We start from the raw sequence: 15770 nt of genomic DNA on the forward strand, positions 1-15770 counted from the left end.
CCTTGGTCTCCGAATTTCAACCGCTGAGTCGTTTCAATTCAGAAATTTGGAGACCACAGCGATTGGAGAAATGATCCGTTCGCGGAGCGTTCTCTCAGAAAAATGGGGTGCCCCCTAGCCATTTTCATGACTTATGGCTGCTACTATTTACAGATAATGCGTGTTAGGTTAAGTCAGAATGTTTATCTACAGGAATGATATCTTTGGACCTCCGATTGTTCTTATCTGACAGAATCTCTTGCTGGATTCTAAGCATCTTCTGATCTAGTGCATAGGCAGCTTCAGAAGCTTCTTTCAACTCGACGTGTACCTGCTCAGGTACCTGTTTGTCATACTTATAGAATATAAGATATGTTCCATGCTTGCCCAGAAATCCATGGCCAAGGTGCGCATCTGAATCTCTACTTTCATCCAACGGGTTCCTTCTAATAGGACGAGAGGCACGGCTAGAATGATATGAAGACTCTGATAACCATTAGGTTTCGGATGTTCTATATAATCCTTGACCTCTAGAACACGAATGTCACTACGTTGTTTGAAGTGCTCCAGAAGGAGATAAATATCTTTGACGAAGGCGCATACAATTCTCATACCAGCAATGTCATGGATTAAGTTAAGCATATTATCAACTGTGAGGTCACAGCCCTTACGTTTCATTTTCTCAAGAATACTCTTAGGTTCTTTAATTCGCACTTTAATATGTTCAATAGGACTGTAACCATCTAGTTGTTTCAGCTCTGTCTTGATGACCTTAATCTTATTCTGTAGCTCTTCTAGAGCCAGTTGATATAACGTAGGAAGTTTGTTCCATTCATCGAGTTGGAGGAATAGTTCGTTGTCTAATTCCCTTGTTTCAATATCCTGTAGATGGATCTGACGCATCACAAGTTGACTACCTTCATGTTCTTTCAATAGGTCTTCTCCTATACTTCAAAATATGGTGATGATTCTATTTTAACTGAAAAAGAAGGGGATTAGCAAAAAAACAAAGAGAAATCATCCTCTGAATTTCCTGCAAAGTTATAGCCAAAAAAGGCTGAGCCATCCTTAAATAGGACATGTTCAACCTCATTTGGATACATCCATTTTATTTGTTAAAAGGAGATTATTCATATCCTTTATCGTGATAATTCGTATTCTTCAGCTTAGGCAGTATATTCATCTCCGTGATGGTTTGCTTGGTTACCTGATCACCATATCGATAAATGGCTTTATAGACCTCTAATATTTTATCGTCAAACTGTTGGGTTGCCTCGTCGTGATCAGCTGACTTATAGGGCACGAAAGCACGTCTGAAGGAATATTCATCATCCTTAGCTAATTCACTCATTTGATTGCGTAGTAGTGCCAATTCTTCATTGTTCATTAACACAGTGAATTCTGTGGAATCGTTAGGAATATCCTGAATTAACTGATGATGGACAGATACATAATAAGTTTTAGTGGAAGTTTCCATAAACACAGCCTCCTTCATTCTATACTGCTGTACAATACAACGTTATGAATGGGTTTACTGTGTCTTACACATGCACGGCCTATTTGAAACAGCGTCTACCAAGCGCGTCATATGTTGAACAAGAGCTAAGTAGTGATATATGAGTTCATAAGACCGTATAGAAGGCATATTTGTTTACTTGGCACGAAGTACACCGAATGCCTCTAACAAGAAACGTGAGGGTTCGGCAGCTTTGCCATGGTAATGTAAGGGTGATGTAATATACAGGCGTTCTTTGGCACGAGTCACGGCCACGTATGCTAGTCGGCGTTCTTCCTCAAGCGCTGCTTTAGCAAGTTTCGATTCAAGCATCTGTGGGTGAGTAGCCTTCATCTCTTGCGTTACTTGTTCCTTTAATGCGGTACTATGCGGGAGAATTCCTTCGCTTGCGCCTATCCAATAAACTTGGCGGAATTCCATTCCTTTGGCTCGATGAATGGTCATTAGCTGTACAGCGGTGTCACCACCACTGTCACGCAGAGCTTCCATTTGTTGATGCCTTAATGTTAATTCATCTGCATGAGCAATGAATTGCTCAACGGTATCAAAGCGTGCAGCAGCACTCTCAAGTTCATCCAGACCATCTGTCATGGTTTCTTTATATTGGGTATGGAGCAAGGGATCTCCCGCTTCTAAATACTTATCATAAAACAGTCTACGCATCTCCTGTATAGCATACACAGGCTTCAGTGACGTAAGTTTCTTAATTAATCGAATTCTTTCTTTGACTGCATCTTGTTGGAAGGGCTTAAGACGATCCCAACGCGATAGGTGAATAAGAGGATACTTCTTCGGTTGTCTCTGCTCTTGTTCCGTGAGATAACTCATGCCCTCTTCACGAGGAATATAGAGTGGGCCAAGGGCGCTTTGATAGGCCTCTTTACATCGTGGATTTAAAGATAGTCTTAGGTGATCCATCAATGTTTTGATCAGATTCTGATCATAGAATACGGTATTATTCCCATATTGGACAAAAGGAATTCCACGAAGTAACAGTTGTTCTAACATGGCGCGGCTACTACCTGCTGTACGGTGGAGGATAGCTATGTCTGAGTAGGCTACTTCTCCAAGTCGTATTTGCTCTTCCATGTGATCTGCTACAAAAGCAGCTTCTTCCTCCACATTAGCAGGCGACGCGTAGTGGGGGGATAACCCTACAGATCCTGCAGCTACAAGTTGTTTCGGTCGTCGGAATTCATTATGGGTAATAAGTGCTGTACCTAGACCGAGAATGCGACTATCACTACGATAGTTAATGGGAAGCGAAATGACCGTGGCGTCGGGATAGACTTTATCGAAATCGAGAATGGAATCTTGACGTGCACCGTTAAAGGAGTATATGGTCTGATCATCATCTCCAACAACCATTAGGTTGCGGTGTCCCTCAGATAACTTCTGCACCATGTTGTATTGTACTGTATTGGTATCTTGAAATTCATCGACCATCATATAGGTGAATCGCGATTGCAATTGCGTCAACCGATGAGAGTTGTTTAATAATTCAGACGTGTGTAACAAAATATCATCGAAATCCCATTGGTTGCGTCCTTGTTTCCACTCCTCATAGGTGAGTAGTATGTTCTTGATCTTTCTTTCATCTTCGGTGTTGGATGGAAGATCAGATGGCCAAGCGCCGCTCATTTTCCAAGAGGATAACGCGGCTAAGAGGGTCTCAGGTTGATAAGTTTCACCTGCCTTTAACCGACGTAATATAATCTTCATGATCGTATGTCGAGTTGTATAATCACTGAGAATTTGCTCATGTTGTCCAGCTTGACGTAATAGAGCTAGACCGAATGAATGAAATGTTCGCGCTTGAACCGTACGTGCTGCACTAGATGTAATGCAAGGAATACGAGCAATCCGTCCTTTAATCTCTGAAGCGGCTTTACTAGTGAAAGTGACTAATAGGATCTGAGATGCAGGTATCCCTCGAACGGCGATCAGATAGCCTGTACGTGCTGCTAGAACGGTAGTCTTCCCACAGCCAGCTCCAGCAAGTGTGAGTAAAGGACCCTGTCCGTGCCGCACGGCATCAATTTGCGGACCATTTAGGAGAATGCCTTCTTCCTCAAGCGCACGGAAGTAAAAAGCATCTTCCATGGACGAGTGAACGAGATCTTTACTTGTTGTTGTAGGAGCGGATGCAGTCTGTGGCAATGGTGTAATTATAGGTATACTGCTCGGATGCGTTTGAAATCTAGTAGTAGATTGGTGCAATTTCGGCCTACCTTTCGGAATTGTTTGGGATATCCCCTTTCACAATCCCTCTATAAATTTGGTATGATAGAGTAAGATACAATATATTAAGACATATGGTTAGTTCAAATGTGAGTAGTTAAACAACTCGTAACTAATATTATAACGCTAATGACAAGGGTGAAGACAACAATTCCTTTTTCCAACAGCCGTGAGTATAATCCCTGCTTACTATCATAGGGATATTATAGGAATGAAATCGGAAAGTATTGTAATTAACGAGGAGGAGAAATGATATTTATGAATATTATACAACGTATCAAGAATGGGGCGAACCGCGCTACGGGTAAGGCTCAGAATATGGTAGAAGTGAACAAAATAAAGGCACAAATTACGGAGATTGAACAGGAGATGGATATTCATTTCTTAGATATGGGAAAAGTATTCTATGAAGGATATCAATTAGAGGATATGAGAGTTGCTGAGACAGAGATGGTGAAGTTGTCGAAGGCCTGTGATAACCTGAGTGGAGAAATAGCTGGACTTCGTGGACGTATTGCAGAGTTGAAGAATGAGATACTGTGCCAATGTGGCCATGTAGTGACATTGGATGTTAATTTCTGTCCTCATTGTGGCACAAAAATGTCAGAAGGTGAGCCGGAGCAACGAAAGGGAAAGGTAGCCTTCACAGAGAAGAAGACTATACCGCCTGAAGATTTGGAGATACTTAATCCTGTGTACAACGATTCGGTTAATGAAGAAGAATCTGTAGACACTATGGATGATGAGCCAATGGATTCAGAGAGAGAGCGCAAACAAGCCGCAGATTTAGAACGAGAGCGTGAGAGACAATTGGAACTTGACCGTCGTATCCGATACTGGAAGGATAGTACACATACCGAAATTAGTATGGAGGAAGAGGAAGAGTCCTCTACAGAAGCGTTTAAATGTCAGATTTGTGCGGTTGACCTACAAGTAGGCTCTAAATGGTGCCCTCGGTGTGGTGCAGAACAGATTTAATAATCATAGGTTAACTAATGGGTTCAGAAGTGGAACACGTTCATGCAACTTGGGAGGACAGAAGAATGGAACAGTTATTACATCACCTTCGGAATCTAGGATTTACGGAGATGGAAGCCAAAGTGATGGTTGAATTGGCTGGAAGTGGCCCTTCATCGGGCTATGAGGTAGCCAAAAGGTTGGGCGTATCGCGTTCCAATGTATATACGACGTTGCAACGGTTAACCCAACAGGGTTTTCTACATAGTAGTCATGGAGAGCCTGTACGTTACAATATGCTAAAGACTGAAGAGTTAACGCACATGATCTCAGGTCAGATGCGCGAATCGCTATCATTCGTTGAGAGTCAAATGCCCAGATCAGAATCAGATCATCCACCTTTCTATTCTGTCGAAGGAGATAACCATGTTCTAACGGCACTTGCGAAAGAATTGGAGCGTGCAGAGCGCGAAATTGTCATTGATGTGTGGCATGAGGAAGCGGCACTATTACGAAATGAACTAGAACGTGCTGAAGGTAGAGGAGTGAAGCTACTCTGGTCAACAGATGGAGGAGAAACCTCACTAAGTCGGCACATGTTATGGCCAGGGTGGGATTCCTCTTTCAAGGAAACATCTGCAACAGAAGGTCGTAAATTCTCATTTGTTATCGATCGAAGCTGGTGCATGCTGGGTGTACGTGGAGATCATTGTTCAACGGTTGCCATGGTAACGGCACATCCAGTCATGACCGAGCTACTGCTTAGCCATTTCACACAAGAAATGGTCTTGTATGAAATGGAGAATGATATGGGCAACGTACTAACAGATCGTTATGGCCCCCATTATGAGCAGATCCTCAATAAGTACGTGGGTGCAGATACGAGCATGGAGAATAAGGATATAGACAGTACATTGCAACAATCGGATAAGTCAGAAAATAATGAATCACTATAGGAACAGGAGGAGTAATGATATGAAAGAATGTTTAGTTTATTTTGAGGTGAAACATAAAGAAGAGGTCAAGCAATTAAGAGGGTTAATCTTTCTTGATGAGAAAAAACAGCCAGGTAATGAACAACTTCTAGAAATGTTTAAGGACATGGGTTACATGGTCATGGTGTCCAAACCTGACGATTTAGTATTTAAGCCAATTGATCCAGCTGCAGATTACCTATCTATCAGAATTACTGAACTGGACATGGGTGAAGATAAGTACACGGAAGATAGAGAACTTAAGTCTATTTTAAGCAATTTCTTATAGGCGGGAGAGTCACCCTAGCATTTTCCTCTTTATTTTATGCTATGTAATGAGGTATACTTTCTCAAGTTACATTTTATATGATTATGATTATATTGCTCTCGTATAGGTGCAGGAATAGGCCTGCATGTCTCTACCCGATCACCGGAATGATTGGACTACGGGTTAACACTATAATATCCATTCCATCTTTGTGATCGGTTTATTTGACTGTGAATCATAGCGTAGCATGGTATATTTGTTAATCTAAAGCCCTCGATTCTCGCTTAAAGTTAGCGGTGACGAAGGGCTTTTTTTGTAATGGTATAAGGACAGGTAAACTAACTAAGGGGGATATAAGATGCAATTATTGAGAAAAAAAGTCATAGACGAAGGCATCGTCCTGAGTAATCAAGTATTAAAGGTGGATTCCTTCTTGAATCACCAAATGGATCCAGTATTGATGAAGGAAGTGGGTAAGGAGTTTACTCGTCGATTTGAAGATCAGGCCATTACGAAGGTGTTGACGATTGAATCATCCGGCATTGCACCAGGGATTATGACGGCGCTTGAATTGAATGTGCCTATGATTTTTGCTCGTAAACAGAAGTCATTAACGCTGAAACACGATATTTATGTAGAGAAGGTATATTCTTTCACCAAAAAAGAAACCAATGAGATTACTGTAGCTAAGAAATTCATACAACCAACGGATCGTGTATTGATCATTGATGATTTTCTAGCTAATGGGGAAGCAGCATTTGGACTAGCTCGGATCGTTGAACAGGCAGGGGCTGAGGTTGTGGGAATCGGGATTGTTATCGAGAAATCTTTCCAACCCGGACGTCAATTATTGCTTGATGCAGGCTATCGTGTAGAATCGCTTGTACGTGTTGCTGCGTTAGATGATGAGAAAGTGACCTTTGTAGAAGAAGAGGAAATTCAAGCTTAAGTGGTAAGATTGACTAAGTTCCTGGGGGGTAACACAAGTAAATGCAACAGCATGATCAAGGTCACGAACCTATTTTTCAAAAAAATAGAAATCCATTACAAACATTCTCGCTAGGACTTCAACATGTGCTTGCCATGTATGCAGGTGCAGTTATTGTTCCTCTTATCGTAGCAGGACAACTGGGACTTTCTACAGAACAATTAACGTATCTCATTTGTATTGATTTGCTGGCTTGTGGTGTGGCTACATTGTTGCAGGTATGGGGAAATCGATTCTTCGGAATTGGACTTCCGGTCATGTTAGGATGTGCGTTTCAAGCTGTGTCTCCAATGATTGCTATCGGACTGCAGTATGGTGTGTCTGCGATATATGGCGCCATCATTGCATCAGGTATCTTTGTACTCTTATTCGCAGGTCTATTTGGTAAGTTAATTGCTATATTTCCACCCGTTGTCACGGGGTCGGTTGTAACGATCATTGGAGTGACGCTTATTCCAGTGGCTTTAACGGATCTTGGTGGGGGATCAGGAGCGGAGGACTTCGGAAGTCTGACAAATCTAGGTCTTGGATTCGGTGTACTGGTATTTATTATTCTAATGAATCGTTTCACCAATGGGTTCCTTAGATCGATCTCCGTTCTTATTGGGTTAGTGGTAGGGACGTTAGTAGCAGCGATGTTTGGTCAAGTTGATTTGACACCATTTAGAGAAGCGAGTTGGTTCCATTCGATTCAACCCTTTTACTTTGGTAAACCAACCTTTCATCCTTCTGCTATCTTAACGATGATCATGGTCGCTGTTGTGAGTATCGCGGAATCTACGGGTGTTTTTATGGCACTAAGTAAAATAGTGGATAAAGATCTAACTTCTAAGGATCTGACTCGTGGGTATCGTGCTGAGGGACTAGCTATTGTGCTAGGAGGAGTATTTAATTCCTTTCCATATACGACTTATTCCCAAAATGTAGGACTCGTACAAATGAGTCGCGTTAAGACGCGTGATGTTATCGTCGTGGCAGGTGGCATTCTTGTTGTGATCGGGTTTGTGCCCAAGATTGCAGCGCTAACGCAGTTAGTACCTACGTCTGTTCTAGGCGGGGCGATGGTCGCTTTATTCGGTCTGGTGGTATCATCTGGTATTCGTATGCTTGGTGAGCAAGTAGATCTGAATCGTTATGAGAACTTATTCATTATTGCATGTTCAGTCGGTATGGGTCTTGGAGTTACGGTAGTGCCAGACTTATTTGCGCAATTACCTAATGGGGCTCGTATTCTCGTAGATAATGGTATTGTTGCGGGTAGCGTAACGGCTATTGCAATGAATCTTATTTTCAACGGGTTAAAAGGTGCAGTCCGGCACGATAATCAATCTGTCGAACCTTAACTCAGGCTAAATATTTAAGGGGCTTATGCCAGAAGATCTATATGGATCTTCTGGCGTAAGCCCCTTTTGTTCAAATATAAGAATTTATAAGTATTTCTATAAATAGGCTTATATTTCAACGCTAAACGTTTCTTCCCCACTAAAGGACGACGAAGCCGTTTATGCTTGATTCAACTCGTTAACGATTTGGCAAGAGGAACCATCATCTGTAACATGCCAGGACACACGATAGAATGATGAGGAAGGTTGGACATATCTTCTCCATCACCAAGGGCAAGTTGTTTCATCTCGCTTTTAATGGAAATTTGACGTCCCCGTAGCATCGTGACGAATGGAAGGTTGACGTGTCTTCCAATAAGAACTGTAGGAAATAAACGCAGTAACTGTAACCGCGTGCAGCCATGAACGACACAGATGTCTAGTTCTCCATCATTCGGATGGGCTTGAGGGGAAATCTTAAACCCACCGCCATAATAAGGCATATTCGAGATCGCTGTCATCCATGTCGAGTCATACGTTAGGGTATGGTCGTCACAGGTAACGCTAACCCTTCCAGGTTTAAATGTAAGCAGGGTATGCAGAATACCAATAACATAAGCTACTCTACCCACTCTAAGTGTATTACACCACTTCTTATAGGAGCTATCATTGACGTTAGCTGCCACTTGAGCATCAAAGCCAATGGCTAACGCTGTTAATGTTAAGGTTCCTGAGGTTGAGATCAGATCAATGGCCTGAGATTGACCTGTAAGAAGAATGTTTAACGAAGCAACCGTGTCAAAGGGAATGCCGAAGCTGCGGGCTGTATCATTACCCGAACCAGCAGGGATGATCGCTAAGGGTATTCCGGTTTCTTTTAGAATAGGTAACACACTATGAAGGGTACCATCCCCACCGATAACGGCAACGGCTCTCCAAGGCTCAGGTTGTTGCAACATTTCTGAGATTAAGTCTACAGCTTGATCCGAGTTCTCTGTGAAAATATAGCGGTATTCAATCTGATCTGATTGAAGTATGGAGCGGACCTTGAGCCAAGTACGTAACCCATTTCCATTACCAGACCTTTTATTTATAACGAATAGATACATTTCTTCTCCTCCAAGTAATGGATCATTCCATTTTAAAAAGAAAATAGAGAAAAAGAAACTGCAAATTATGGTAATTCTAAAAGTGCCGCAGCTGGCTTTCCGCAATCTCACTAATCCACGGTATTCTAAACCATCTCCCTTGAAAGGCATTCACTACCAAGAGCACCCACATAATAATAGTAAAAATGGATAACATTGAAGCGATCAGGGGACCAATAAGAGGGATCAATCCAACAATCACATGCACAATTAATATGCCACAGAAGAATATAACGGACTGCAACGCATGAAATAGAACAAATCGACTGCGGTGTTCTACAGCTAGAAAGACGATTCCACCAACGAAAGAAAACAAGTAACATAATGCGGCTGCAATATTCTCAGGTAAACCAGAGGAAGATTTGAATGGGGACATGATTAGACCACGCTCCTTATTATCTAGACCCATTGTTTCCTTTTACCCTATGTAGATAGAAGACAAGTTATGAGCAAGTTTTTTAATGGAAGTGGATTATTATATAGTCGGCAGATGGTAGGGTTGAAATGGTGTGAAGCAGCATAACATGACAGTAGAACGAGTAAGTAGCATGAGGATAGGGCGATGAATAAAGATTATAAAAAAAGAAAAAAGAATCAAATGAACCAAGTTATTGGGAAGTATGATATAATGTGGATGAGTGATTCAGCTACACTGGTTCAGGGTAATTATATTTTTAGATGCCCGAGCGGTGATCGAAGAGCTTTCTATCCACCTCATATTGTATACTACTTCACGATGTTTTAAGGAAGATCTTTTCGGCATTCTCTTAACCCGTGCTTTTCATTCAGCGTTTTGGGAGGGAACAATTATGGCAAGTAAAGGTCATAACGAAGTCAAGGAAAGTCTGAGGGAAATGACGCGAATATTCCGGCCCAAGGATCCTAAGAAATTTGTAAAGGATTATGTCCGGAAATATCATATTATGGGAGGATACGAAGAGGAATTGACCTCAGTGGTTGAACATGAACTGGGACGTATAAATTCATCCGTTTCATAGATGTAATGAATTGAACATAATGAATTACCTTTATAGACTGTTTTCTGCGGTTACGAACCGTAGAATACGGTTTTTTTATGCGTTAAATTTACTGGAAATGAATAGGATAATAATAGATTTGTAAAAGATTAGCAGACACAAAATGGGCAAATATACAGAAAAAAAGCCTTAGTGTAAGGAATTTTGGTAGCTAGATTCTAAGTCATTTTAGATATTTCAAAAGTTTGAAATCGGTTACAAAAGCTTGTGTGATGCTGTTTTTTTAATATTTGAACATTTTGTGAACTTAGTTCCAATCATTGACAAAGTAGTACCTTAAACTTATATTAAAATAGGTGATTATTGTAATTGACAGATCGATATTTTGCGTAAAAACAAAGCTTTTACGGTGATAATGTTTTATAAAATATGTAAAATCGTAACAGAAGTGGGGTAGATCATTTATGAAACGGTGGCAGGTTATGAAACGACTTCTTCCAATGCTAGCAATGTTTTCCTTGCTCTTAGCGGGTTGTGGCCGCGAGGACTTGTCCGTATTGAAACCACAAGGGCCTGTGGCACAAGGTCAATTCGATTTAATTAAGCTTTCTATCTCGATTATGTTTGTTGTGTTGGTCGTTGTGTTTGCTATTACAGCGTATGTCCTCATTAAATTCAGAAGAAAAGCTGAACAGACAGAGATGCCTAAGCAAGTAGAAGGTAATTTCAAACTGGAGATTATTTGGACAGTTATCCCCTTAATATTGGTTCTTATCCTTGCAGTACCTACGGTAAAAGAGGTATTTGCATTTGGTGAAGATCATTCCAATGATAAGGAAGCGATCCAAGTGAAGGTGACTTCACATCAATACTGGTGGGAGTTTGAATATCCTCAGTATGATATTACGACAGCACAGGATTTGATTATTCCAACGAATAAGAACATTGCTTTTGAACTGAAGACTGAAGATGTTATTCACTCTTTCTGGGTACCATCACTATCCGGGAAAATGGATACGAACCCCGATGGGACGATTAACCGTTTCAGCTTTAGCGCTCCAAATGAAGGGGTATATCGTGGTAAATGTGCAGAATTATGTGGACCTTCCCACGGTTTCATGGAATTCAAAGTGAAATCCGTAAGTCCGGAATCCTTTGAGAATTGGGTTGCCGCTATGAAACAACCTATGATAGCTATTGAAGATGCTGCACTAGCTGAAACATTTAAGAACCAATGTTTAACTTGTCATGCTGTTGGTGATCAAGGCGGTGTAGGTGGACCAAGTCTTACTGGTATGGGTTCGAAGGAATCCGTCGCAAGTATGTTGCTGAATTCGGAGAGTAATGATGAAGGAAATCCCGTTAAGGATAACTTGAAGGAATGGCTTACTGATCCACAATCAGTGAAACCAGGAAACAAGATGCCTTCCCCTAAAGAGGATATGGGACTTACCGACGAAGAAATTGATGGCATTGCAGAATACTTAGCTAATTACAAATTAGTATATTAATCAGCAAGGACTCTAAAGGGGGTACACAACCTTGGCACACGCTCACAGTGTTAAGCGTCACAAGGGCTTAATGGATTGGTTAACGACTGTCGATCACAAAAAAATAGCTGTCCTGTATTTACTAGCCGGAGGATTATTTTTTGCAATTGGTGGTTTCGAAGCTATCTTAATTCGTCTTCAATTGATCAAACCTATGAATGACATGCTAGAGGCTCAGACTTTTAATGAGTTAATCACAATGCATGGTACAACAATGATATTCTTAGGCGTCATGCCAATCGTGTTCGCACTTATGAATGCTATTATTCCTCTTCAGATTGGTGCTCGTGATGTCGCATTTCCATTTCTAAATTCTTTAGGTTTCTGGACATTCTTGTTCGGGGGAATTCTACTTAATCTAAGTTGGGTGATGGGTGGCGCTCCTGACGCGGGGTGGACTTCTTATACACCGTTATCTAATACAATGTATAGTCCCTCACACGGGGTGGATTTCTATACGGTTGGGTTACAGATTGCGGGACTAGGTACGCTAATTGGGGGTCTTAACTTCCTGGCAACGATCATAACGATGAGAGCGCCAGGGATGTCTTACATGCGTATGCCTATGTTTACTTGGACATCATTTGTAACTTCGGCTATGATCTTGTTCGCTTTTCCAGCTATTACGGTTGGTCTGGTACTACTAACATTTGACCGAATATTAGGTGCAAACTTCTTCAATGTTGATGGAGGAGGAAACCCAGTTCTATGGCAACATATTTTCTGGATATTTGGGCACCCTGAGGTCTATATTCTGATCTTACCTGCGTTCGGTGTCATTTCAGAAATTATTCCTACATTCTCACGTAAGCGTCTATTCGGATATAGCTCTATGGTATTTGCAACGATCTTGATCGCGTTCTTAGGATTCATGGTATGGGCGCATCATATGTTTACAACAGGGCTCGGGCCTGTCGCGAATGCGTTGTTCTCGATATCGACGATGTTAATTGCGGTTCCTACGGGAATTAAAATATTCAACTGGCTATTCACCATGTGGGGTGGTCAAGTGAAGTTTACAGCAGCTAATCTCTTCGCCGTTGGATTCATTCCAACATTCACCATGGGTGGCGTAACAGGTGTCATGTTAGCATCTGCACCTGCGGACTTTCAGTTCCACGATACGTATTTCGTAGTTGCCCATTTCCACTATGTTATCGTCGGTGGTATGGTGTTCGGACTATTGGCTGGACTTCATTATTGGTGGCCCAAAATGTTCGGACGTTTGCTTAACGAAGCACTAGGGAAATGGACTTTCTGGACCTTCGCAATCGGGTTCCACATGACATTCTTTGTACAGCATTTCTTGGGTCTTTGGGGAATGCAACGTCGTGTATTTACGTACGGACGGAATCAAGGGTTTGATACACTGAATCTAGTAAGTACCATTGGCGCGTTATTAATGGGTGTAGGTGTAATTATATTCGCAATTAATATTATTCAATCATTCAGGAAGCCAAGTGGTGTCGCTAATGATCCATGGGAAGATGGACGTACTTTAGAATGGACGATTCCTTCTCCACCACCGGAATACAACTTTAAACAAATACCACTTGTTCGAGGTCTGGATGCCTATTGGAAGGAAAAAATGGCTGGACACAAGGAGATGACGCCTGCAGAACCTGTAGGACCGATCCATATGCCTTCACCTACGATTCTTCCTTTCATCATGTCCTTGGGTATTTTTATTGCAGGTCTAGGTTTAATGTTCAGCGGAGAAGAATTCTCCAATTCATTTATGAGTTTAATATTTAACAACTGGATTGTGTGTGGATTGGGACTTCTCATCACCTTTGGATCTATGTTGCTACGTTCTCTCTTTGATGATCATGGCTGGCATATTGAACCAGAGGAATTGGAAGAGGAGGGGGTATAAGTATGGCTACAGCACACGCACAACCGGATAAAGGTCAATTACCGCATTATCCGGAGAAGGCGACGCTTGAAGGTCGCAACAAAATTCTTACATTCTGGCTCTTTCTTGGTGGGGAGGCGGTGCTCTTCGGTACGCTCTTCGCTACCTTCCTTACACTTCGAAACCAGACGAATGAAGGTCCTACGGCAGCTGAACTTTTCGGTTTACCACTGACAGCGGCAGCAACGTTTATCTTGTTAGTAAGTAGTTTAACTAGTGTGTTCGCGATCCAAGCGATGCATCGTCATAACTTAGCTTCATTGAAACTTTGGTTAAGCATTACCGTACTTCTAGGTCTTGGATTTCTAAGTCTTGAAATTTACGAATTCTATGAGTACGTGACACAGGAAAACTTCGGAATGACAACCAGTGCTTTTAGTTCAGCCTTCTACACATTGGTCGGATTTCACGGGGCTCACGTTGCTTTCGGGGTATTATGGATCGGTGTTCTGATAGGACAATTGTTTACAAAAGGACTAACAGTCGTGACGGCTCCGAAGATTTACGTATCCGCTATGTACTGGCACTTTATCGACGTAGTATGGGTATTTATCTTTACGGTCGTTTACTTGCTTGGAAAGGTGGGCTAATGCATGACAGTAGATGAGCAGAATAAGCATCAGCTAGTGAATCAGAAGCATAGGCACGAAGGTCCACAGAAACACATTGTAGTGTTTATCTTCTCCATTGTCCTGACGTTGATTGCTTTCGCAACAGTAACCGCAGGAGGAGTGAACGCAACCTTTACCATCCTTATATTATTGGTGATGGCAGTCTTACAAGTATTTGTACAGATGGGATACTGGATGCATTTGAAGGATAAGGGACATCTAATGCCCATTATATTCATGCTAGGTGGATTCTTTGTAGCAAGTACGGCTATTGTTACTGCATTGTACTGGATGTGGTGGGGATGAGAAGAGGTGGCCTGGGCCACCTCTTTTTTAAATTAATGGAATGAATTTAGATAAAAAAGAAACCCGGTTGTGTAGGAGGTTATTAGATGCTGGGATTAGAATACTTCAGTATGGCAGACTTATGGAGTCCGTTATTTCTGGTGTTTATGTTACTTATCACTATAGGATATTTGCTAGTTGTGGGTCCATTAAGTGAGAAGATTATAGGTGCTGAACCCGTCTCGTGGATGAAGAAGAGCACATTTATCATAGGAATGTTCATGCTGTATTTAGCACAGGGAGGTCCAGTGAGTCTGCTCGGGCACATGATGTTCTCCTTCCACATGTTAACGATGGCGCTGTCCTATTTAGTGGCACCTCCTTTAATTATGCTGGGAATACCTACTTGGCTATGGAGAGCACTCTTGAAGGTGAATCCTTTCCGCAAATTGAGATTCTTAGCTAAACCCGTAGTGGCAGCTGTCCTATTTAATGGCTTATTCTCCCTCTATCATATTCCTGCCATACATGACTACGTCATGCTACACTTTAACGTGCATCGGCTATACTACATTGTATTATTCATAACATCCATGCTGATGTGGTGGACGCTTCTTAATCCTTTGCCTGAGAATTCGAAAGGATCAAGTCTTGGCAAAATGGGATATATTTTTTTGAATATGGTATTATTAACTCCAGCGTGCGGATTAATTATTTTTGCATCATCACCAATGTATGCGACTTACAGTGATCCAAACATCTGGGCCAAAGCGATGGGGTATTGTATTAGTGGGGATCCCACGTTACTTCTGAGTAATTTCGGAGGGCCGACGTTCTTTAGTCTAATGTCTCCACTTGTTGATCAACAGGTAGGGGGTATACTGATGAAGTTCATTCAGGAGATTATCTTCGCCTCGATGTTAGCTTATGTATTCTATGGTTGGTATAAGAGAGAGAATCAAGAAGATGATTTGGAAGCTGATGAGCTCAGTGATCAATCCTTGAATCGTGCGTAAATAAGCTATTTAAATAACTTAGT

At 41.6% G+C, this 15770-nt stretch carries 15 protein-coding genes, 1 pseudogene and 1 riboswitch; of the genes and pseudogenes, 11 read left to right on the forward strand and 5 right to left on the reverse strand.

What is annotated here, in order from left to right; genetic code table 11:
- Nucleotides 1-163: 163 nt before the first annotated feature.
- The 3 genes and pseudogenes from AC1D69_RS09520 to AC1D69_RS09530 all read right to left on the reverse strand — a co-directional run bounded on the left by AC1D69_RS09520 (nt 164) and on the right by AC1D69_RS09530 (nt 3715).
- Nucleotides 164-882, reverse strand: a pseudogene (locus AC1D69_RS09520) (GTP pyrophosphokinase).
- Between the two features lie 223 nt (nt 883-1105).
- Nucleotides 1106-1456, reverse strand: a complete 351-nt coding sequence (locus AC1D69_RS09525; RefSeq protein ID WP_495455905.1) for a hypothetical protein — start codon at nt 1454-1456, stop codon at nt 1106-1108.
- Between the two features lie 174 nt (nt 1457-1630).
- A complete protein-coding gene (locus AC1D69_RS09530) occupies nt 1631-3715 on the reverse strand; it encodes an ATP-dependent helicase (protein ID WP_495455906.1) in 2085 nt (694 codons plus the stop codon).
- A 279-nt stretch (nt 3716-3994) separates the two neighbouring features.
- Here AC1D69_RS09530 and AC1D69_RS09535 point away from each other — a divergent pair, with 279 nt between their 5' ends.
- The 5 genes from AC1D69_RS09535 (at nt 3995) to AC1D69_RS09555 (ending at nt 8266) form a co-directional block, all read left to right on the forward strand.
- Nucleotides 3995-4714: a zinc ribbon domain-containing protein gene (locus AC1D69_RS09535; RefSeq protein WP_495455907.1), complete on the forward strand. Its 720-nt coding sequence runs from the start codon at nt 3995-3997 to the stop codon at nt 4712-4714.
- 65 nt (nt 4715-4779) lie between these two features.
- Nucleotides 4780-5649 carry a TrmB family transcriptional regulator gene (locus AC1D69_RS09540; protein WP_495455908.1) on the forward strand — a complete coding sequence of 290 codons (870 nt, stop codon included), beginning with the start codon at nt 4780-4782 and terminating at the stop codon, nt 5647-5649.
- A 19-nt stretch (nt 5650-5668) separates the two neighbouring features.
- On the forward strand, nt 5669-5956 hold the full coding sequence (locus tag AC1D69_RS09545) for a hypothetical protein (protein WP_495455909.1): 288 nt from the start codon (nt 5669-5671) through the stop codon (nt 5954-5956).
- Between the two features lie 78 nt (nt 5957-6034).
- Nucleotides 6035-6134, forward strand: a riboswitch (purine riboswitch).
- Between the two features lie 159 nt (nt 6135-6293).
- Nucleotides 6294-6884, forward strand: a complete 591-nt coding sequence (locus tag AC1D69_RS09550) for a xanthine phosphoribosyltransferase (RefSeq protein WP_495455910.1) — start codon at nt 6294-6296, stop codon at nt 6882-6884.
- A gap of 41 nt (nt 6885-6925) precedes the next feature.
- Complete coding sequence (locus AC1D69_RS09555; protein WP_495455911.1) at nt 6926-8266, forward strand: nucleobase:cation symporter-2 family protein; 1341 nt, start codon at nt 6926-6928, stop codon at nt 8264-8266.
- A 170-nt stretch (nt 8267-8436) separates the two neighbouring features.
- Here the strand turns inward: AC1D69_RS09555 and AC1D69_RS09560 are convergent, their stop codons facing one another.
- Together AC1D69_RS09560 and AC1D69_RS09565 are read right to left on the reverse strand one after the other, a co-directional pair.
- Nucleotides 8437-9354 carry a diacylglycerol/lipid kinase family protein gene (locus AC1D69_RS09560; RefSeq protein WP_495455912.1) on the reverse strand — a complete coding sequence of 306 codons (918 nt, stop codon included), beginning with the start codon at nt 9352-9354 and terminating at the stop codon, nt 8437-8439.
- A 76-nt stretch (nt 9355-9430) separates the two neighbouring features.
- The gene (locus tag AC1D69_RS09565) at nt 9431-9769 is read right to left on the reverse strand and encodes a DUF4870 domain-containing protein (RefSeq protein WP_495456066.1); all 339 of its coding nucleotides are present in this window, start codon (nt 9767-9769) and stop codon (nt 9431-9433) included.
- Nucleotides 9770-10202: 433 nt separating this feature from the next.
- Between AC1D69_RS09565 and AC1D69_RS09570 the strand changes: the two genes are divergently transcribed.
- From AC1D69_RS09570 to ctaG, 6 genes are all read left to right on the forward strand, one after another.
- Entirely contained in the window at nt 10203-10391 is a 189-nt protein-coding gene (locus tag AC1D69_RS09570) for a hypothetical protein (protein WP_495455913.1), read from the forward strand.
- A 443-nt stretch (nt 10392-10834) separates the two neighbouring features.
- Nucleotides 10835-11881, forward strand: a complete 1047-nt coding sequence (gene coxB / locus AC1D69_RS09575) for a cytochrome c oxidase subunit II (protein ID WP_495455914.1) — start codon at nt 10835-10837, stop codon at nt 11879-11881.
- Between the two features lie 70 nt (nt 11882-11951).
- Nucleotides 11952-13796 carry a cytochrome c oxidase subunit I gene (gene ctaD, locus AC1D69_RS09580; protein ID WP_495456067.1) on the forward strand — a complete coding sequence of 615 codons (1845 nt, stop codon included), beginning with the start codon at nt 11952-11954 and terminating at the stop codon, nt 13794-13796.
- A gap of 2 nt (nt 13797-13798) precedes the next feature.
- Nucleotides 13799-14425, forward strand: coding sequence for a cytochrome (ubi)quinol oxidase subunit III (locus AC1D69_RS09585; RefSeq protein WP_495455915.1), 627 nt, complete (start codon nt 13799-13801; stop codon nt 14423-14425).
- 3 nt (nt 14426-14428) lie between these two features.
- On the forward strand, nt 14429-14752 hold the full coding sequence (locus AC1D69_RS09590) for a cytochrome C oxidase subunit IV family protein (RefSeq protein WP_495455916.1): 324 nt from the start codon (nt 14429-14431) through the stop codon (nt 14750-14752).
- A gap of 86 nt (nt 14753-14838) precedes the next feature.
- A complete protein-coding gene (gene ctaG / locus AC1D69_RS09595) occupies nt 14839-15747 on the forward strand; it encodes a cytochrome c oxidase assembly factor CtaG (protein WP_495455917.1) in 909 nt (302 codons plus the stop codon).
- Nucleotides 15748-15770 lie beyond the last annotated feature (23 nt).

It is taken from the genome of Paenibacillus sp. Y301 (assembly GCF_059445505.1).